The sequence below is a fragment of the Mammaliicoccus sp. I-M35 genome (assembly GCF_022386455.1).
Classification (GTDB): domain Bacteria; phylum Bacillota; class Bacilli; order Staphylococcales; family Staphylococcaceae; genus Mammaliicoccus; species Mammaliicoccus sciuri_A.
The window spans coordinates 35,727-56,583 of sequence record NZ_JAJNIL010000006.1 but is presented as its reverse complement, the minus strand read 5'-3'; the positions used below and the strand labels follow the sequence as shown (position 1 = coordinate 56,583).

19 protein-coding genes are annotated in these 20,857 nt (G+C 31.9%); 5 read left to right on the top strand and 14 right to left on the bottom strand.

Annotated elements, in window-relative coordinates; translation table 11 throughout:
• Positions 1 to 24: 24 nt before the first annotated feature.
• A complete protein-coding gene (locus LQ679_RS08045; protein ID WP_025905657.1) occupies positions 25 to 774 on the bottom strand; it encodes an esterase family protein in 750 nt (249 codons plus the stop codon).
• A gap of 78 nt (positions 775 to 852) precedes the next feature.
• Positions 853 to 2,415: an alanine/glycine:cation symporter family protein gene (locus LQ679_RS08040; protein WP_269669427.1), complete on the bottom strand. Its 1,563-nt coding sequence runs from the start codon at positions 2,413 to 2,415 to the stop codon at positions 853 to 855.
• Positions 2,416 to 2,785: 370 nt separating this feature from the next.
• On the opposite strand from LQ679_RS08040, the gene LQ679_RS08035 reads away from it, so the two are divergent.
• Positions 2,786 to 3,898 carry an AI-2E family transporter gene (locus LQ679_RS08035; RefSeq protein ID WP_037588889.1) on the top strand — a complete coding sequence of 371 codons (1,113 nt, stop codon included), beginning with the start codon at positions 2,786 to 2,788 and terminating at the stop codon, positions 3,896 to 3,898.
• 186 nt (positions 3,899 to 4,084) lie between these two features.
• On the opposite strand, the gene fabI is transcribed toward LQ679_RS08035, so the two are convergent.
• The 7 genes from fabI to LQ679_RS08000 form a co-directional block, all read right to left on the bottom strand.
• Positions 4,085 to 4,858, bottom strand: a complete 774-nt coding sequence (gene fabI, locus LQ679_RS08030) for an enoyl-ACP reductase FabI (protein WP_037588888.1) — start codon at positions 4,856 to 4,858, stop codon at positions 4,085 to 4,087.
• A gap of 152 nt (positions 4,859 to 5,010) precedes the next feature.
• Positions 5,011 to 6,852 carry a cation:proton antiporter family protein gene (locus tag LQ679_RS08025; RefSeq protein WP_239762378.1) on the bottom strand — a complete coding sequence of 614 codons (1,842 nt, stop codon included), beginning with the start codon at positions 6,850 to 6,852 and terminating at the stop codon, positions 5,011 to 5,013.
• Positions 6,853 to 6,862: 10 nt separating this feature from the next.
• Positions 6,863 to 8,245 (bottom strand): magnesium transporter, encoded by a 1,383-nt coding sequence (gene mgtE / locus LQ679_RS08020; protein ID WP_025905662.1) that lies wholly within the window; start codon positions 8,243 to 8,245, stop codon positions 6,863 to 6,865.
• A 31-nt stretch (positions 8,246 to 8,276) separates the two neighbouring features.
• The gene (locus tag LQ679_RS08015; protein ID WP_239762377.1) at positions 8,277 to 9,137 is read right to left on the bottom strand and encodes an RluA family pseudouridine synthase; all 861 of its coding nucleotides are present in this window, start codon (positions 9,135 to 9,137) and stop codon (positions 8,277 to 8,279) included.
• Positions 9,138 to 9,139: 2 nt separating this feature from the next.
• A complete protein-coding gene (locus LQ679_RS08010; protein ID WP_025905664.1) occupies positions 9,140 to 9,943 on the bottom strand; it encodes an NAD kinase in 804 nt (267 codons plus the stop codon).
• 11 nt (positions 9,944 to 9,954) lie between these two features.
• A complete protein-coding gene (gene yjbM / locus LQ679_RS08005) occupies positions 9,955 to 10,590 on the bottom strand; it encodes a GTP diphosphokinase (protein ID WP_037588886.1) in 636 nt (211 codons plus the stop codon).
• Positions 10,591 to 10,595: 5 nt separating this feature from the next.
• Positions 10,596 to 10,952 carry a UPF0738 family protein gene (locus LQ679_RS08000; protein WP_025905666.1) on the bottom strand — a complete coding sequence of 119 codons (357 nt, stop codon included), beginning with the start codon at positions 10,950 to 10,952 and terminating at the stop codon, positions 10,596 to 10,598.
• A 135-nt stretch (positions 10,953 to 11,087) separates the two neighbouring features.
• Between LQ679_RS08000 and LQ679_RS07995 the strand changes: the two genes are divergently transcribed.
• The 3 genes from LQ679_RS07995 to LQ679_RS07985 all read left to right on the top strand — a co-directional run bounded on the left by LQ679_RS07995 (position 11,088) and on the right by LQ679_RS07985 (position 12,936).
• Complete coding sequence (locus LQ679_RS07995; protein ID WP_126477187.1) at positions 11,088 to 11,666, top strand: CYTH domain-containing protein; 579 nt, start codon at positions 11,088 to 11,090, stop codon at positions 11,664 to 11,666.
• 95 nt (positions 11,667 to 11,761) lie between these two features.
• Positions 11,762 to 12,121, top strand: a complete 360-nt coding sequence (locus LQ679_RS07990) for a globin domain-containing protein (RefSeq protein WP_049319860.1) — start codon at positions 11,762 to 11,764, stop codon at positions 12,119 to 12,121.
• A 20-nt stretch (positions 12,122 to 12,141) separates the two neighbouring features.
• Positions 12,142 to 12,936: a DsbA family protein gene (locus tag LQ679_RS07985; protein ID WP_025905669.1), complete on the top strand. Its 795-nt coding sequence runs from the start codon at positions 12,142 to 12,144 to the stop codon at positions 12,934 to 12,936.
• 499 nt (positions 12,937 to 13,435) lie between these two features.
• On the opposite strand, the gene pepF is transcribed toward LQ679_RS07985, so the two are convergent.
• The 4 genes from pepF to spxA all read right to left on the bottom strand — a co-directional run bounded on the left by pepF (position 13,436) and on the right by spxA (position 17,561).
• Positions 13,436 to 15,241, bottom strand: a complete 1,806-nt coding sequence (pepF, locus tag LQ679_RS07980; protein ID WP_239762376.1) for an oligoendopeptidase F — start codon at positions 15,239 to 15,241, stop codon at positions 13,436 to 13,438.
• 41 nt (positions 15,242 to 15,282) lie between these two features.
• Complete coding sequence (locus tag LQ679_RS07975) at positions 15,283 to 16,272, bottom strand: competence protein CoiA (RefSeq protein WP_239762375.1); 990 nt, start codon at positions 16,270 to 16,272, stop codon at positions 15,283 to 15,285.
• 52 nt (positions 16,273 to 16,324) lie between these two features.
• On the bottom strand, positions 16,325 to 17,014 hold the full coding sequence (gene mecA / locus LQ679_RS07970; RefSeq protein ID WP_025905672.1) for an adaptor protein MecA: 690 nt from the start codon (positions 17,012 to 17,014) through the stop codon (positions 16,325 to 16,327).
• A gap of 151 nt (positions 17,015 to 17,165) precedes the next feature.
• Entirely contained in the window at positions 17,166 to 17,561 is a 396-nt protein-coding gene (spxA, locus tag LQ679_RS07965) for a transcriptional regulator SpxA (protein ID WP_025905673.1), read from the bottom strand.
• A gap of 334 nt (positions 17,562 to 17,895) precedes the next feature.
• Between spxA and trpS the strand changes: the two genes are divergently transcribed.
• Positions 17,896 to 18,891, top strand: coding sequence for a tryptophan--tRNA ligase (gene trpS / locus LQ679_RS07960; protein ID WP_037588881.1), 996 nt, complete (start codon positions 17,896 to 17,898; stop codon positions 18,889 to 18,891).
• Positions 18,892 to 19,216: 325 nt separating this feature from the next.
• Here the strand turns inward: trpS and LQ679_RS07955 are convergent, their stop codons facing one another.
• On the bottom strand, positions 19,217 to 20,839 hold the full coding sequence (locus LQ679_RS07955) for a peptide ABC transporter substrate-binding protein (protein ID WP_025905675.1): 1,623 nt from the start codon (positions 20,837 to 20,839) through the stop codon (positions 19,217 to 19,219).
• Between the last annotated feature and the right edge of the window lie 18 nt (positions 20,840 to 20,857).

Below are 20,857 nucleotides of genomic sequence, written 5' to 3'. Positions count from 1 at the left end.
CTCCTTTGTTTTTCTACATTATTATTATATCAAATTTTTTTGATTTTGATGACTTAAAAAGTAACTTAACATATTTGGTAATTCAGGCTTCCATGTTTTCCATGTATGTCCACCATCTAATTCAGTGTATTCATATGTTAAATCTTCCTGCTTAACGCGTTCACTGAATGCTCGATTCGGTGTTAAAAAGTCTGCCATATCTCCACTTATAAGTTTGAAAGAATCTTCTTCTTTACCTATATAATGTTTGATTGTTAATAGATGTTTAGATGAGCAATTGTTAAATGCTTCTATTACTGTATCGTTGATCAGTGGACTGAACAGACCTGCTTGACTAAAATGATGCGGGTATTCTAAACATGTCATTAAAGCGATACTTGCTGCTAGACTATCGCCTAGTAACATTCTTGCATTACCTACTTTCAAAGTTGAGAATGTTTTATCAATATAAGGACATAGCTCTTTCACCACAAATTGTGACGTTTCTTTTCGGTATTCTCCATCGGGATGAAATTCTGTTCTTCTCTTATCTACATCTTCATAGTGAACACCGACAATGATTGCCCTTTCTATCTCATCATTTGTTCTTAATTTCTCGTATGCACGATGAATTTGACCAAATTGGAAAAAGTCCCTACCGTCAAATGTAATAATCACATGATGTTTATATAGATCTGTATAGTCTTTAGGTAAGTAAATTGAGATTGTCACTTCCCTTTTTAAGAATTTACTTTCGAGTTTAATTTGGTCAACAAGACCTATTTTTTTATCCATAAAGAACGCTCCCAACTGTACATATAATATTATTGTACAGTAGAGAGCGTATATTTGAAAGCGTTTGATATTGTTTAATTATTTATCATCCAAGTTATATTCTTTTAAACGTTTAGGATAATCTTCATGCCAGAATTTTGCTGTTGGTACTTCATCAGGTTCTGGTCTATATATCGCATAGTAACCTGATCCTTTTTGTTTTTTCTGAATTTCAAAGTCACGTAATGCTCTTAAGGCTGGTTTATGGAGTATCCAAATTGCAATGATATTTAACCATGCCATCATACCTACACCTAAGTCACCCATCGCCCAGGCAACATCAGCTGTTTTAACACATCCGTAAATTGTGGCACCAATGAGGATTAACCGTACTAATATAATCCATATCTTTTGTTTATCGGACGGTATGATATAACTTACGTTAGTCTCTGCGATATAGTAATATGCCAGTATCGTTGTAAATGCGAAGAAGAACAATGCTAACGCAATAAAGTAAGAACCGAAACCTGAGTACGCTGGATCAAACGTGTAGTTATCTCCAGAGAACGCTTTATCGATACCTGCTTGAGCATACATCGCTGTACCTGATACGTCTTTACTACCATCTGGGCCTTGTACATAAATTCCATTATCATGAATTAAGTGTGGTGAACCATCTTTATTTGTTCCACCATCTGTTGTATTAAATGTACCTGACATTAAAATCATTAATGCTGTAGCTGTACATACTAATAAAGTATCTACATAAACTGAGAATGCTTGTACAAGTCCTTGTTTAGCTGGATGTGATACTTCTGCAGCAGCAGCAGCATGTGGTCCAGTACCTTGACCTGCTTCGTTTGAATAAAGTCCACGTTTAACACCAATTTCAATCATCGCACCGAATATACCACCAAAAGCAGCTTCAACACCAAATGCAGATTTGAAAATTAATGCAATTAAACCTGGAACTTCTTGAATATTTAATATAATAATAACAATCGCTAAACCTATGTAAACAATAGCCATAAAAGGTACAACGGCTGTCGCAACATTTGCAATTGCTTTAATACCACCGAAAATGATAAGCGCTAATAATACAGCTAATACTATAGCAATAATCCAAGGATTTAAACCAAATGCATTTTTCATTGAAGAAGCAATGGCATTTGATTGTACACCTGGAAGTAATAAACCTACAGATAGTACTGTAACAAGTGCAAATATAATTGCATATATTTTACCAGCTTTACCTTTTATACCTGATTCTATGTAGTATGCTGGTCCACCACGATATTGACCATTAATTTCTCTTTTATAAATTTGACCAAGTGTTGATTCTATAAATGCCGAACTCGCACCTAGAAATGCTGTAGCCCACATCCAGAATACTGCACCGGGACCACCGATAAAGATTGCTGTTGAAACACCAACAATGTTACCTGTACCAACACGACCTGCTAATGATACTGCGATTGCTTGGAAAGAAGAAATACCCGTTGGTGATTTTTCCCCTTGAAACATTAACCGAATCATTTCTTTAAAGTGCCTGACTTGGAAAAACCTCATCATAAATGAAAATAAAACACCTGTCAGTAAAAGACCATATACTAACGCTTTACTCCATACAATCTCATTCGCAAAGCTAACAATAGATTCCATAATTAATCTCCCCTTTGTTGTAAGCCTTAAGATAACCTCGTGTTCAGAAAATTTCGAAATTACCTTGTTATGATTATACCATGTATAAATACACAATCAATATTTTTTTGAAATGAACATAACATAAATTGTAAGCGCTTACTATATTGTCAAAAAAGCTTTCTTGAAATAATAAGTGTAAAATCTTAGAGTTGCTTATATTCATAATTACTTAATAATTATTCTAATCCGTACAACTTAAAATAATATATAAAAATATAAACTTTCAAACAATACACGAATTCTAGAAACTATTTTATTTATCATTGTTAATTCTGTAATTTCGCTTATAATATAAAAGTATGAGAAAGTTTGATAAGGAGGACTTCTATTGTTAAATAAAGCATGGTTTCGTACAGGAATAGCTATTCTCCTTACGTTTCTAATTATTAAAATATTTATGGAAATCAATGAAATATTTTATCCGATTATCATTATCGTAAAATCCATATTACTACCATTATTATTAGGTGGATTCTTATTCTATATTTGTTTACCTTTTCAGAAGATGTTAGAAAAAAGGAAAGTACCAAGATGGGGAAGTATTTCGATCATCATCGTTGCATTAATACTAATTGTTGTATTATTTATCTCTATCATTGCTCCTGTATTAACAAATCAAATTAATAATTTAATTAAGAACATTCCATATATACAACGTGAAATTCAGCATGTTGTAGATTATGCATTACAACAAAGAGATCGATTACCAGATAATATATCACAAAAGATTAATGATTCAATCGAAAGTATAAGCGGTATCGTAACAGATATGTTAACCAACTTATTTAGTTATATTTCATCATTTGTTTCAACAATGTTCTTATTAATCTTAGTGCCTTTCTTCTTAATTTATATGTTAAAAGATCACGAAAGATTTATTCCGTTTATTGCGAGACCTTTCAAAGGACGTACGAAATGGTTTGTCGTGAATTTAAGTAAAGACATTAATCAAACTTTACAATCTTATATACAAGGTCAAGTTACAGTCAGTGTTATATTAGGTGTCTTATTGTACCTTGGTTATACTTTTGTAGGATTAGATTATGCATTACTTTTAGCATTATTAGCATTGATTACCAATATGATTCCTTTCTTAGGACCATGGTTAGCATTTATACCAGCAGCAACAATCGCGCTAATACAAGATCCTATGATGCTCGTTTGGGTAAGTATTATCACTTTAATTTGTCAGCAACTTGAAGGTAACGTCATTACACCAAACATTATGGGTAAATCATTAAACATTCACCCACTTACAATCATTACAGTAATATTAGCTGCAGGTAATTTAGGTGGATTCGTAGCTATCTTAATAGCCGTGCCAACATACGCAGTACTTAAGACAATCGTTCGAAATGTATACACACATAGACAATCTATTAGTTCAAGTGCGAACCGTACAGTTGAAGACGACCCAATACATGATAATAACTTAAAATAAACAAAAAAACTGAAACCAATGCGGTTTCAGTTTTTGTTTGGTGTGGAAGATATTATTTTGGGCGGCCTTAGTTACACTTCGGCCAAGTTTTGTTACTATGGCCGCTCTTATTTACACTTCCCCATCTTTTTGTTACTACATATACAAAAAAACCAACAAAATCATAGATTTTGTTGGTTCTCTATATTATCTTACAACGTGGTAACCTGAGTCTACGTGAATATTCTCACCTGTTACACCGCTTGAGTAGTCACTTAATAAATAAGCTGCTGTTTTACCTACTTCTATAATATCTACATTACGTTTTAATGGTGAACGTTCTTCGATTTCTTTAAGAATCGCATTGAATCCACCTACACCTTTTGCACTTAATGTACGGATTGGACCTGCAGAGATTGCATTTACTCGAATGTTATCTTCGCCTAAGTCACGTGCTAAATATTTAACGTTTGCTTCTAAGCTTGCTTTAGCTACACCCATTACGTTATAGTTAGGAACTGCAAATTCTCCGCCTAAATAAGTAGTTGCAACGATGCTTCCACCTTCTGGCATTAATTTTTTAGCTTCTCTTGCAACGATTGTTAATGAATAAGAACTAATGTCTTGTGCTAATAAAAATCCTTCACGAGATGTATCCGTAAATCTTCCTCTTAAGTCTTCCATGTTAGCAAAAGCGATTGAATGGTAAACACCATCAATATGACCAAATTTTTCTCCAATTTGTTCAAAAGCATTTACAACATGATCGTCTTTTTGAACATCACACTCATAGATGTGTTGTCCTTTTTGATTTTTTAATTCTTCAAATAATTTAACAAGTTGATCTTTACTACGTTCTTTTCTGTATGTGAATACTAAGTTAGCACCTAGTTCGTCTAACACTTTAGCTACACCAAAGCCAATACTTCTTTTGTTCGCAATACCCATGATTACATATGTTTTACCTTCTAAATTAAACATTCACTATACTCCTTTAATATGTATATTATACTAAACATTCACTCGTTATAATAACACTGGTCAGACCACCTGACAAGCATTATACTTTTATTTTATATTGAATAAAAAGTAAAAATGAGGTCTATTATACAACCTCATTTTTACAAAGTTTATTAAATAAATTCCATATCTTGTTTTAATTGTGAAACATATTCTTTAGATCCTGTCACAATCAACTTATCTCCATATTGTAATTCAGTATCACCATGAGGCACGATTGAATCTTTTCCTCTAATAATACGTACGAAGATTACGTCCCCAGCAAATGGGAATGATCTTAACAGAACATTATGGTAGCTATGGTTCTTCATCTCTATTTCATATAGAGATGTTTCCACGTTACTTAATAAGTTCAGCATGTTTGGAGATTCAATTAATCCTTTAAGTAAGATTTTATTACTTAAGAAACTACTAAAGAATTCAATGTTCTTACCTTCAAATGCTTCATCTTCACTACCATTTTCTTGCTTACAAATAATTCTTTTAACGCCATGATCATGTGCCATTAAAGCCACTTGTTTATTGATATGATCATCGTTTGCAGAACATACAATGATATCTGAATCAAATAAACCTAATTCTACAAGTTCCTCTTCAATATAATCATCTAACTCATATGTTTTAATGCTTTCATCTAACTTTCTATTATCTGAAAGGTCTTTTCTAAAGAACATTGAAGTTTGATAAATGTGAGAATGAATACTTTGAGCAACTGGAATCGATAATTGGTTCTTACCAATAAAGCTCACTTTTACAATTCTCTTAGTTTCTTCTGGCATTGGGAACATCTTCTTAAATACAATCGGTACAAAGACACACGTGATAACCGCACTTAGAATAAGTATGCCAGATATTTCTGAACTGATTGTTCCGAGTTGTTCAGCGATTTTTGCTGCTGCGATTACAAGTGACAATGTTGACGTTAATAGGAATGCCGAAGATATTGTCGTTTTACGGTCATACCATTTACCTATAAATGCTACTGGAATTAACTTAGAAATTAAAAAGGCAATAAACAGTAAAGGTATGATAATTAATAATCCTGGCTCTTGCACTAGTGATGGAATGTTTAAATTCACACCTACCATAATGAAGAATATTGGAATAAAGAAACCATATCCAAATGAGTCCAATTTCTCTACCATATCTTGGTCAGGTCCTAATAACGATACGATAACACCTGCTAAGAAGGCACCTAATATATTTTCAGCACCCACACCTTCAGCTAAACCAACAAGTAGAATAATAAGTGCAAATACAGCACGAATACCTATTTGAGTCGTACCTGAAGTTAATTTTTTTAAGAATGGTGATTTTTTAAATAAACCACCCATAATATAAAAGATAAAACTAAAGACGATTAGAATACCTATAAGCCATAACGGTGAATCACCTTTAGCATTAATTGTTCCGTAAACTGTTAACAGTAACATTGTTGCTAAATCTGCTACAACTGCAACTAACAAGATAAATTGTCCGATGCTTGTATGAATTATATTCATTTCTTTTATTGTTGGTACAACTACACCTAAACTAATTGTCGAAATGATGATAACCATCAATAATACGTCGTCTATTAAACCAGTCCATTTGAATATAAAGGCTAATAAAATAGATAAAACCATAATTAAAGAAAATACGACAGCCGTTAAATATAAATTACTTGGAATATTATTTCCTTCTTGTTCATCAGAAGTTTGTTTCGTCTTAAACGCGTTAAAATCAATTTCTAAACCACTTAAGAACATTAAAAATATAAAACCTAACGTCGACAAGATAGATAACCATGCATCTTCTTTTACTAATCCAAATAAAGAGTCACCTATGATTATCCCCATTATGATTTCAGCAACGACAACAGGTAAGAAAGAAATTTTCAACCTATTTACAAGTATAGGTGTTAAAAATGCAGCAATAACAACAATAACGAGAGATGTAAAACTAGAATGCTCCATATTATTCTCCTTATATTAGATAAGACATAAATGCTGTTGCTAAACCAAAGTAGATCAACATACTGACAATGTCGTTTATTGTCGTAATGAATGGTCCACTTGCAACTGCAGGGTCAATATTCATTTTATTCATAAACATCGGTATAATTGCACCCATTAATGTACCAACAGTCATCGCGATTGTTAAACTAACTGAAACGATGAGTGCCAATACAGGTTCGCGATATAATAAGACAATTATAATAAATAAACTTATTGCACAGAAAAAACCAGTCAGTAATCCTGAACCAGATTCACGAAGTGCGAGCTTAAATTTGCTTTGTTCATTTATTTCACCTGTTGAAATATTACGTACAGATACGGCAAGAGATTGTGTACCTGAGTTACCACTCATACCACTAATGATAGGTATAAATGCTGCAAGAAGTGCAACTTGTGAAAGTGTATCTTCAAATTGTCCTAATATGGATGCTGTAATCATACCTAAAACCGTTAATATTAATAACCAAGGTAAACGTTTCATAGCTGTTTGGAAGACTGAATCATTTGTAGAGTCGATGTCAGATACACCGGCTAATTTAGAGTAGTCTTCACTTGCTTCTTCATCCATAACGTCCAAGATATCATCGATTGTAATGATACCTAGTAAATGATCTTGATAGTCGATTACAGGTAACGCAATCAAGTCATAATCACGCATTGTTTGTGCTACGTCTTCTTGGTCATCAGCTACATTAGAACTGATAACACGTTCACTCATAATTTCTTCAATATATGCATCATTTTCAGCAACGATTAAGTCTCTTAATGAGATAACACCTGCTAACTTTTTATTTTCGTCAACAACGAAAATAACGTATATTGTTTCCGCTTCAGGTGCTTGTTCTTTAACGTAGAACATCGCTTCTTTAACAGACATTGTTGAATATACTGAAATAAACTCAGTGGTCATAATACCACCGGCAGTGTCTTCTTCATAGTGAAGTAATGCTTTAATCTCTCTAGCATCTTCACGATTCATGAGTGTGAGTAAAGTGGCTATTTTACTTTTAGATAATACATTCAAAATATCAACTGCGTTATCGTATGACATGTCACTTAACATTTGACTTGCATAATTAGCATTCATATTTTGAAAAATTTCTTCGTATTCTTCATCATCTAACTCAGTCGTTTCAAAGAAGTCAGCTACTTCTAACGGAGAAAGGAATTGATATATTTTTTGTTTAAGCTCATTATCACATATTTCAAAGTATTCACCTTGGTCATATGTATGCATATTTAAAAATTCTTCTCTAAATTGGTCTATTTCATCATTTGCTAATAGTTCGTCTAACTTTTCTTTATCAAAAGCTTCGTCTTCGATGTAATTTTCATTATTTTCATTAACCAACTTTGCCACCTCCTCATAAAAATACAATTTATTATATCATACCTACACCGCTTAGGTTATAGTGCATTTCATCAACAATATGCAATTGTTTTAAAGTAATGGGATGTATAAATTCTATATGATTGCACTGCAGTAATTGATGCTCATATTGACCATCTTCAAATCCATATAAACTATCCCCTATAATAGGATATCCAATATGTGCGAGATGCACTCTTATTTGATGTGTTCTACCAGTAAACAACTGTAATTTAAGCATGCTATTTTCAGAATCACCATCTAAATATTCATATTCTGTATGTGCAAACTTTCCTTCTTCAGAAACTTCTCTTTCTATAATAGAATGTTTAGCACGTGCGATTGGTGCTTTAATAACACCTTTCTTCGGTTCAACAGCCCCGTGGACAAGTGCAACATAGTATTTACTAATTGTCGTATTTGAAACCATATGATGTAATAATTGATGCTTTGCAAATATAACTATACCACTTGTACCGCGATCTAAACGTGTCACAATGTGTGGAATCGTTCGTTCACCATTCATTATCATATGGCTTAATACCGCTTCAACTAAACTATAATGTGGATGTTCTCTAGAAGGCGCAGTATTCATCATGGCAGGTTTAGAAACAATAATAAACCATTCATCTTCAAATAAAATATTTAAATCAAACGTAAATGGTTCTAGATTATGACTAGGCAATTCATTAGGTAAATGGACATCAATTTCATCACCTTCATGAATTTCTTTTCTAACGGTAGCATGTTTTTTGTTCACTAATAAAGCGCCATTCTGCTTAATGGCGCTTAAACTCTTTTTAGAAATGCCTTTATCATATAAGAATGTCTTCAAAGTCATTGAAGAAGTTGCTCTATATTGTAATACTTTCATATTTAATCCTCATTCGAAATAAATGAATCATGTACTCTTTTCCAGAAAGGAAATGGTCTAAATCTCGCAAAGCGGACTTTTTCATTTGCTACTCTATATTGAATCGATTCAATATTTTTATGTTTAACATTTACATGATCAATCGTAACTTGTAATGTATCGTTATTTACAGGATGTATATGACAAACGTGATGTTTAGGCAATACAAGCGGAGAACCGACTGTTCTAAAGACACGGTTATTAATAGAAGCTATTTCAGCTATTTGCATAGCTTCTAGTGATGGATGTATAAGTGCCCCACCTAAAGCTTTATTATAAGCCGTTGAGCCAGATGGTGTTGATACGCATAAACCATCGCCTCTAAATCTTTCAAACTGCTCGCCTCTTAATACTAAATCTACGACTAGTGTTGCGCCATTATCTGTTTTAATTGTCGCTTCATTTAAAGCTAAATATCTCGTTTCATATCCGCCTTTTTTGTAACGAATGATCACTTCTAATAATGGATATTCTATCACTTGATAAGTTGAATTGTTAATTTCAATAATGAGTTTTTCAACTTCATGTGGCAACCAATCAGCATAGAAACCTAAATGCCCAGTATGTACACCTACGAAACTGACATCACCTAACATATGACTATATTGGTGAAATGCTTGTAATAAAGTACCATCTCCACCAACAGAAATTACGATATCGGGTGATTCTTTGTCTTCAACCATATTAAAGTCATTCATATGATTTTTCATCTTATACATTAAAGCATTCGATTTTGAATCACCTTTTGATAATATATTATATTTCAAAGCATTCACCCCTAATCGTGTTTGTGTTTATTACTTTTCTGTCTGGAATAATATTTCTGTGCTTCTTGAATTTCTTCACGTATTTCAGACATTTCTTCATCTAATAAAAATGCTGCCTCAGCTGCTCTCTCTAATCTATTTCTTATTTCAGGAGGATAATCACCATCGTACTTATATCTTAAAGTGTGTTCAATCGTCGCCCAGAAATTCATCGCTAATGTTCTAATTTGAATTTCTGCCAAAATATTTGTTTGACCATGTAACGTTTCAATTGGATAACTAATAATGACATGATACGAGCGATATCCACTTTCTTTTGTATATTCGATATAATTTCGTTCTTCTACAACTTCAAAATCTTGTCGTTGTCTTAATAGTTCTACAACGATATCTATATCATCAACAAACTGACACATCATTCTTAAACCTGCAATATCATACATTTCCTCTCTTAATCGATCAAAAGGAATATTACGTTGATTTGCTTTATCTATAATACTTGAGATAGGTTTAACACGACCTGTAACAAACTCAATTGGCGAAGGTTTATCTGAAGATTCATATTGTTTACGTAACCCCTTCAATTTAATCTTTAATTCGTCAATTGCTTGTTTATATGGTGCCAAAAATTCTTCCCATTGATTCATAACCATCACTCCGCTTTGTTTAATTCAAATGCTTCCTCTACCGAAGCTACAAACGCTTTACCATAGTTGTGATTATCTGCGATGTTATCTAATAAAAATTCCATTTCTTCTTTAAATGAAGTTAATACTAAATGATCGTTGACGATGACCTCTTTGTCGAAGTGTTCATGAATCATTGACCATGTTTCCTCTACAAATAATAAATAATGGTATTGTTCACCGCTATCAAGCATATATACAAATGCATGATTATCGCTATCTACAATCATATGCTCTGCTGGTTCTAATCCCTCAGTTGGTTGGTCTGTATAACATTTGATTTGATTATCATTTATTTTAATTTCATTTACATAAATACGCATTGTTGTTCCTCCTTATTCCAATCTATTTTAACACATTTTAATTTAAACATTCATATCATCAAGTCAATTTTGTATAATTACTTGTTTATCCGTAAATCTTCTATAATAATAGTGTAAAAGGAAGTGTATATCAAAATGGGACAAGAACTCGAAATTGAATTCAAGAATATGCTCACGCTTGAAGATTATGAATTAATCAAACAATATTATTTTAAACAAAGTGAGCCTTTTAAACAAACAAATTACTATATAGATACAAATAATCATGATATTATGTCACAAAAAATGGCACTACGAATACGTGAAAAGAATCATAATTATGAAATGACATTAAAAGTCCCACAAGAAGTTGGTCTTCTAGAATATAACGAAATAGTTGAGGATGTTCCTAAACAAGGTGAACGATTAGACAAACAATATCTTCCAGAAAACATTACTGAAATATTAAATAAGTTCAATATTCCATTGAATGACCTAAGACAACTTGGTGATTTAACAACTTATAGATTAGAAAAAGATATAGGCACTGGACTTTTAGTATTAGATCATAGTATTTATTTAGGTATTGAAGATTACGAATTAGAATTCGAAGTTAAAGACTATGCTAAAGGCGAAATAGCTTTTAATAAAATTTTGAATGACATGAATATAGAAAGAAATATTCCAAATAATAAAGTGGTACGCTTTTTCAATGCAGATCGCAAAAGAACATGAATTTACTTTCGTTACAAGTCGAAATACTTTTAAAAATTTAAGAACATGTTATATTAATATTATCGATAATGAAATAAGCAAGAAAAGGTGAAATTATGACCCCATATGAAGTAATCGACCCCCAAGATTTGTACGACATGATTGATCACTTTTATTATCTCGTAGAACGCGATAATCGTATTAATCATCTTTTCCCTGGTGACTTTGCAGAAACGAGTCGTAAACAGAAACAGTTTTTAACTCAGTTTTTGGGTGGTCCAGCATTATATACAGAAGAACATGGTCATCCGATGTTACGACAACGTCATTTACCTTTTAGAATTACGAATAAAGAAAGAGATGCTTGGCTAGAGAATATGCTTGAAGCCCTTACCCAATCTCGATTAAATAAAGATATACAAGAATATTTATATGAAAGACTCAAGCTAACTGCAAACCACATGGTTAACGCTTAATATAGTTGAAGGTGGATAATATGGCCGAAGAATTAAGACTAATCCATGCTAATGAACAAAATAACATAGATTTAACACCTGTAAGCAAAATCGAAATTTATTCATTTTTCGATCCATTTTGCGAAGATTGTTTTAATCTATCAGCTACATTAGCAAAGTTAAAAATTGAATATCAAAAATATGTTAAAATTCGTCAGATTTTGAACCCATCTCTAAAAGTTTTGACTAAATGTCAGGCTCAAAGCACATGTGAATTTGATAATGTAGCTTTAGCATTTAAAGCAGCAGAATTACAAGGACATAATAGAGCGAGCAGATTTCTAAACTTAATTCAGAATGAAATTATACCTCATGAAAAAATCATTACAACTGAGTTAATTAGAAAATGTGCGTACAAATCTGGAATTGATTTATCTGTATTTATTAAAGACTTAAAAGAACAGTCATTGACTGAAAGTTTACAAACAGATTTGCACATTGCACGTGAAATGGATATCAATATGACACCATCACTTGTGTTCTTTAATGAAGATGTACATTCTGAAGGACTTAAAGTAGAAGGTTTATACCCATATCATATTTATACGTATATCATTCAAGAACTTATTGGAACTGAAGTTGAGAAACAACTTCCTCCAAAATTACTCGACTATATACAGTCGCAATCCATTATTTCTGAACAAGAAATTGCGACAATATATGAATGGCCAGAGAAAATCGTCAAACGCGAATTAAAAAAATTACAACTCCAAAATTATATAGAACAACAAGATTCTGTACACGGAGATTTTTGGAAATTCAAGAAAAGTAAATAATAAGTATAGGATCTGTATCCTTATTTGAATTAAATAACATCTCATTTCACTGGTTTATTCAGTTAGAAATGAGATGTTATTTTTTATGTTTTAGATAAAATGCATAAAATAAAAAAACAGCAGTCATTCATCATTAAGATGAATAGCTGCTGTTTAAATTTGGACATTTATGCCCTACTCAATTTTTAGCATGAACATTAAGTTTCATACTCTATGGTTAAATATATGTTCTTGTAACTTATACTTACCATTTAATAGATAACTTTTGGGATGTTAACTATGAATGAACAAACAAATAAATAAAAAACACCGTGTCTGATTACACGGTGCTTAAACAAAGGGGATGGGAGAAATTTTTCACTTCAAACAAAGGGGTATGTTTGTTATGTGATTAATTTCATGTATGTAATATAACATGGTCTGTACACTAAATTCAACAAAAAACATCGGTTTTTTTAATTTGTCACACAGTTGTCATATTGGAAACGTCTACATACATTTATTTCACTTTTACAAGCTTTTCAAAGGCATTTAGTTTCTGTTCAAATACTTCCATTGCCTCTTCTATTGGTTGTTTAGATGTCATATCTACACCAGCTTTTTTCAATACTTCAATCGGATAATCTGAGCTACCTGCTTTTAAGAATTCATTAATATATCTCTCAACTGCTGGTTCGCCTTCTTCTAATATTTGTTTGCTCAATGCTTGTGCCGCACTATAACCTGTAGCATATTGATAAACATAGAAATTATAATAGAAATGAGGAATACGTGACCATTCTTTGGCAATGTTCTCATCTGTCACAACAGCATCTCCGAAATATTTTTTATTAAGTTCTGCATACTCAGAGTTTAAACGATCTGCAGTTAATGGTTCGCCATCTTCTACAATTTTATGAATAAGATATTCAAACTCAGCGAACATTGTTTGTCTAAATAATGTTGCTCTAAATCTTTCTAACTCTTGGTTTAATAAATATTTACGCTTTTCAGGATCTTCTAAGTTCTTATCCATATATTCACTTAATAACGCTTCATTAGTTGTTGAAGCAACTTCTGCTACAAAAATTGAATAATCACTTTCATTTGATTGTTGATGCTTTCTACTGAAATAACTATGTGCAGAATGTCCAAATTCATGAATTAACGTAAATAAATCAGAAATAGAGTCTGTCCAGTTAAGTAAAATAAATGGATTTGTTAAGTGTGCGCCTGAAGAATAACCACCAGAGCGTTTACCTTTATTCTCATAAACGTCTACCCATCTATTATTTAAACCTTCTTCAACTACATCTGTGTACGTTTGACCCATAGGTTGTAACGCTTTAACCATCCAGTCTTTAGCTTCTTCATATGGCATATCAAATGAAGAATTTTTAACGAGTGGTGTATACATATCATACATATGCATTTCATCTAAACCGAGTAACTCTTTTCTTAAAGCTGTATAACGGTGTAACAATGGTAAATGCTTATGTACAGTCGCAATTAAGTTATCGTATACTTCTTCTGGAATAAAGTTATTTGATAATGCTTGTTCACGTGCTGAGTTGTACTTACGAACTTTTGAACTAAATATAGCAGTCTTAACTTTCCCACTTAACGTTGCAGTTAATGTATTGTTATGACTTCCATAAGCTTCATATACATTATCATAAGCAGATTTTCTTAAAACACGGTCTTCAGATTCTAATAATTTAGTATATGTACCTTGTGTCAGTTCATGTTCATTACCATCTTTATCAACTGCTGGTTTAAATGTTAAGTCAGCATTATTGAACATACCAAATACATTGCTAGGCGTTTGCAATGCTTCCCCTGCTTCAGCTAAAATCTTTTCTTCTTTATCGCTTAATATATGAGGTCTTTTCTTATTAAGTTTCTCAATATCAAATTGATATCTTTTTAAATCATCGTTTGATTCAACAAATTCATTTAATGTTGCTTCATCAATTGACATTAATTCAGGTAAAATAAAGCTCCATGCACTCGCAAATTTATTAGCAAGTGTTGCTGCCTTCGCTTCATATCCAGCGTATTTATCATTTGCTGTGTCTTGATCATGTTTCAAATGAGCATAAACATAAACTTTACCTAGTTTCTCATCAATTTCACTATCAAGTAATAACGCTTTATACAATGTTTCTGCACTATCTTTCAAGTGACCTTTGAATTGTTCTTCTTTACCTAAATAGCCTTCTAACTCTTTAAAAGCTTCTTCATATGCTTCGTCAGAAGAAAAGATAGTTGTTAAGTCCCATGTATATTGTTCTTGTTGTTCTTCCCTTGTAATTAACTTCGCCATCTTAATAGCCTCCTTAATATTTCATATTTATAATTTTCTCATTAATTAGTCCATTTTGCACGTGAAATAGCCTTTCGTTTTACAATTGAAATATATGAGTAAAAGGCGTTTAAAAGGATTTCTTTCTTAGAATAATGACAATCATAAAATGATCTAAATTCTATGAACTGATAAAATTTTTCAAAAGTAAATGTCTTATTTTTCATTTCTAAAAATAAGTATGTTTGCCATGTAATACTATGTGTTAAAAAATATATTTGTTCAGGTACAATAATGCCAATAATCGGTTGTCTCTTCTTATGTATTAAGCGTGCATTATATAATAACGATAGCGTCGGTTCTAATACATTCTTCTGTTTCCTACATTTAGTTAAATATTCTTGATAAGCTCTATCCGTTAACGCTAAATTCGGTATTTGCTTTAAAGGGTAATCTTCTAATAAATGCTCCCATTGAATTTCCCGTCTATAACCGATAAATCTATGTTTATCAATTGATTGTAAACATTCATATCTTATTAACAGTCGCTCTTCAGGATTATAAGTTATAAGTGTTCTTTCTCTATGATTAATGAGTGCTGCTTCGAAATAACTGAGGGTTAATATTCCATTCTGATATTTAATTTCTTTACCTATCCAAATTACTTTCATATTCATTACTCGAAATCCTTCACTTCTATCCATTAATAAATCAAAGCTAATAGGTGAATATTGAAATTCGACAACGATATTGTTATTAATCAGTATGTCAGGAATTTGTTCTATCTCTGAAATATAATATTCCATATCTATGTTAACTTTCCCATTTAAGCATGCATAAATATGATGTTTAGATGATATGTGATCAAGAGATTCTTTCTTATAACTATTTCTTAAACAATAGCTATCTACTTTATGGGCAAAGTGCGCAACAGTATGTTTCCCTTTCTTGATAACAAGTTCAGATAAACAATCCGGACACCTATAAATTTCATTTGCCTTAGCGTGTTGTGCATATATTAACTGATTATGTTGATTAAGTCCCATTAACATAAAAAACACCTCTTTACTATATAAAACGTAAAGAGGTGCTAAAATTACTTATTTAATTTTTAGGTTCAAAATATCTTCTCACTTGACCCATAACATTATAACTCATGACAACTTTCGCATAATCATCTAGATATAATTTAGACACTTGAGTTGGATTAGCATATTCAAGTAATTGTCCGTAGAAGTCATTAATAATGTCTTCACTATCTATTTGATCAAATTGTACATAATAATAATATTTGTTATCTAACATGTATAATAAGTCTGTAAATACAATATCTTTATGTTCATTATAATGTGCATATTCAATAATATCTTCTAACTCTTCGAATCTTACAAGTAAGCCTATGTCTTTAGGGACAAAGTGTTTTTCAGCTTCTTTCTCTTCATTCAAGAGATCTCCGATATTCTGATCAGAATCGAGTGCTTGAGATAAGAAATCATTGACTTGATACTCTAATTGTTCATTAGATTCTTCGTCAGTCATATTTAACAGTTCGTCACCTTTAGATTTAGAAACGGTTACTTCAACACCCTTTTCAAATGCATGCACTTGGATCCACAATGGTCCTTCAACGACAAATTCTTCCTCATCATTGATTTCATCCATCATAGACCAGAAAAATTCTTCGCCACGTTTACGATTTGTCCATAAATCTTCACGTTTGAAACCTCTTGCTTCGATATCTTGATAAGTTATAAATAATTTTACCGTTGTTTCATCAATTCGTTCTATTCTCATAATGTCACACTCCCTTACTCTAGGAATAGTACATTCATTGTATTATAAACAAGTACATTTTAACAGTAATTTGTTCGAACTATTCACATTTAATTTTATATACAAAAATAGCCCCTGTAAACAGGAGCTATAATGTTAATATTAGACTAAATTAGTCAACCATACGTTGTGCTTCCATTAATTGGAATGTACGCACTTTTCTTGGTAAGAAACGACGAATTTCATCTTCGTTATAACCAACTTGTAAACGTTTATCATCTAAAATAATAGGTCGACGTAATAAACCTGGGTTGTCTTGTATAATTGTATATAATTCTTGTAGAGGTAATGCATCGATATCTACATTTAATTTTTGATATGTTTTAGAACGAGTTGAAATAATTTCGTCTGTTCCATCTTCTGTCATCTTTAAGATTGATTTAATTTCATCTAATGTTAAGTGTTCTGAAAAAATATTACGCTCCGTATACGGAATGTCATGTTCTTGTAACCATGCTTTCGCTTTACGGCAAGATGTGCAACTTGGTGAAGTAAATAATGTTACCATACATCTCACTCTCCTAATTGAATATTATTTATGTTAAACGTCAGTGAACTTATAAGATAAAATACACTTAATTATATATACCCTATATCTTACTAGGTTAAACATATATTGCTCACTTGGTTTAATCTTTATCTAATTGCTATAAATATATTATATAACTCAAAGATTAAAATTAAATGAGAAACTGCTAATAATTCATTAAAAAGCACATAAATTATAGATGAATATGTTTATGACGACATATTTATCTAATTACAAGAATAACACAACTTACAAATGAATAAAATACTGTTATAATGATATAAAGAAATTTTGTAGAAAAGAGGCAAGGTTAATGGAAACTTTATTTTCAGGTATCCAACCAAGTGGTATCCCTACTTTAGGTAACTACATTGGTGCATTAAAACAATTTAATGAAATTCAACACGACTATGACTGCTTTTTTTGCATTGTAGATCAGCATGCAATTACAGTACCTCAAGATAGACTTAAATTAAGAGAGAACACACGTAAATTAGCTGCGATTTACTTAGCATCTGGATTAGATCCAGAAAAAGTAACACTTTTCATCCAATCAGAAGTACCAGCACATATTCAAGCAGGTTGGATTTTAACAACAATCAGTTCAATTGGTGAACTTGAAAGAATGACGCAATATAAAGATAAAGCACAAAAACAATCTCAAGGTATTCCAGCAGGTCTATTAACTTATCCACCATTAATGGCAGCAGATATTGTACTATATAATACAAATATCGTACCTGTCGGCGATGACCAAAAACAACATATTGAATTAACACGTAATGTCGTTGATCGCTTTAATACGAAATATAATGATGTTTTAATTAAACCAGAAATTCACATGCCTAAGTTTGGCGCTAGAATTATGAGCTTACAAGATCCATCTAAGAAAATGAGTAAGAGTGATGATAATCAAAAGAACTTCATCTCATTATTAGACGAGCCAAACGTTGCAGCTAAGAAAATTAAAAGTGCTGTTACAGATTCTGATGGCATCGTTAAATATGATAAAGAAAACAAACCAGGTATCAGTAACTTGCTCGTTATATACTCTAGCCTATCAGGACAATCAATTGAAGAATTAGAAGCACAATATGCTGATAAAGGATATGGCGATTTCAAAGGAGACTTAGCTGAAGAAGTTAAGAAATTCCTTGTAGAATTCCAAGAAAAATTCAATTATTATTATGAAAACAAAGAAGTATTAGATGAAATACTTGATAAAGGTAGAGATAAAGCAAGTTTCGTAGCCAACAAAACATTGAAAAAGATGGAAAACGCTATAGGATTAGGAAGAAAAAGAAAATAATTATAAAAAGAGATGGTATTGACCATCTCTTTTTTATGCTAGATTATATTTGGTTATCATAACGCACGATATTTCTTAGTCTTCGTGCGTTTCACCCTGATTTTGTACCTTAGCGCACGATATCTCTCAGTCTTCGTGCGTTTCACCCCTATTTTGTACCTTAGCGCACGATATCTCTTAGTCTTCGTGCGTTTCACCCCTATTTTGTACCTTAGCGCACGATATCTCTCAGTCTTCGTGCGTGCCCAACTACCAATTTCATCTCCAACCTATAAAAAGCAGTAGAAACTCACATTTAAGTGAATTTCTACTGCTTCTTTAATGTCTATTTTTCAATATAAGCTTCTTTTAATGTAGAAACGCCTCCGAATTGGTGGTTCACTACATTTTTAACGTTAGGTTTTTGAAGTTGTGCTACACCGACTTGATAAAGTGGTACAATACCCGCTTCATTTAATAACATACCTTCAGCTCTTTGTAATTCTGAAAGTCGTTTGTCAGGGTCGCTTGCTAATGATGAGTCTGCTGCTTTAATAATACTGTCATACTCTTTATTAGACCAGCCAGTATTATTATGAGAACCGTCTGTTACATAAAGTTCTAAGAATGTCATTGGATCTGGATAGTCTGGAATCCAGTTTTCTAGTGACATTTCATATTCACCTTTTGAAACAAGATCAAGTTTTTGTTTAAATGGTTGTTGTTTAATTTTAATTGTAACTCCATCTAAATTTTTCTCTAATTGTTCTTTAAAGTATTCAGCATCTCGTTTAGCTGTGTCTTTATCATAAGTCATCAGCTCAATTGTAAATTTGTCTTTACCTAATGCTTTTTTAGCTTTTTCATAATGTTCTTTTGCTTCTTTAACATTATATTGGTTCGTATTTTTCACGCCATCTTGATATTCTTTACCTTTACTGTCTTTAACAAAGTCTTTCGGTACAAAGTTATCTGTTGGAATAGATCCGTTATTCAAGTTATTTTTCACGTATGCTTCTTTATCAATTGCTTTAGCAAATGCTAATCTAAAGTCTTCATTCTTGAATTCAGGTACTGTATCTTCATTTAATTTGAAGTAATACGTTACAGTATCTAATTCTGTATTAAATGCTTTATCATCTTTATATTTCTTAACTTGTTCTGCTGGTAAATCTACAATATCTAATTTATTCGTTTCATATAAGTTTACAGCTGTTGAAGCTTCTTTAACGACTTTGTAGTTTACTTTGTTTAATTTAACTTTATCTTTATCCCAGTAATCATCATTTTTTTCTAACGTAACTTTATCATCTGTTTTCCATTCAGTCATTTTGAATGGTCCATTATATAAAGTTGTTTTGACTGTTGTACCATACTTGTCACCTTGTTTTTTAACGAATTTTTCATTTTGTGGCATAAATGTACCGAATGACAATAATTCTTTATAGTATGGTAATGATTTCGTTAGTTCAAATTCTAATGTATGATCATCTACGGCTTTAACACCAAGTTCTTCAGGCTTTTTGTCACCTGAATTAATTTCTTCTGCATTTTTAATATCGTATAAGATATATGCATATTCAGATGCAGTATCTGGGTCTACAACTTTTCTCCAAGCAAAGACAAAATCATGTGCCGTTACTGGATCCCCATTTGACCATTTTGCATCATCTCTTAATTTAATCGTCCACTTCTTACCATCGTTCGTAATTTTCGGATCACCTTTTGCTACTGCTGGTATTGCTTTATCATCTTTATCTAATGTGTAGAGACCTTCCATTGTTTGGAAGAACATATCAAATGATAAACCATCTGTTGCCATAGCTGAATCCATCGTGGGTATATCACCATTGATTTGTAAATCTAATGTTTCGTCACTCTTGCCTTTACTTCCGCCACCCGATGAACATGCACTCAATACGAGTACAGCTGCCAACATCATTGTTAAAACTTTAAATATTTTCGACATGTAACTCATCCCCTAAGT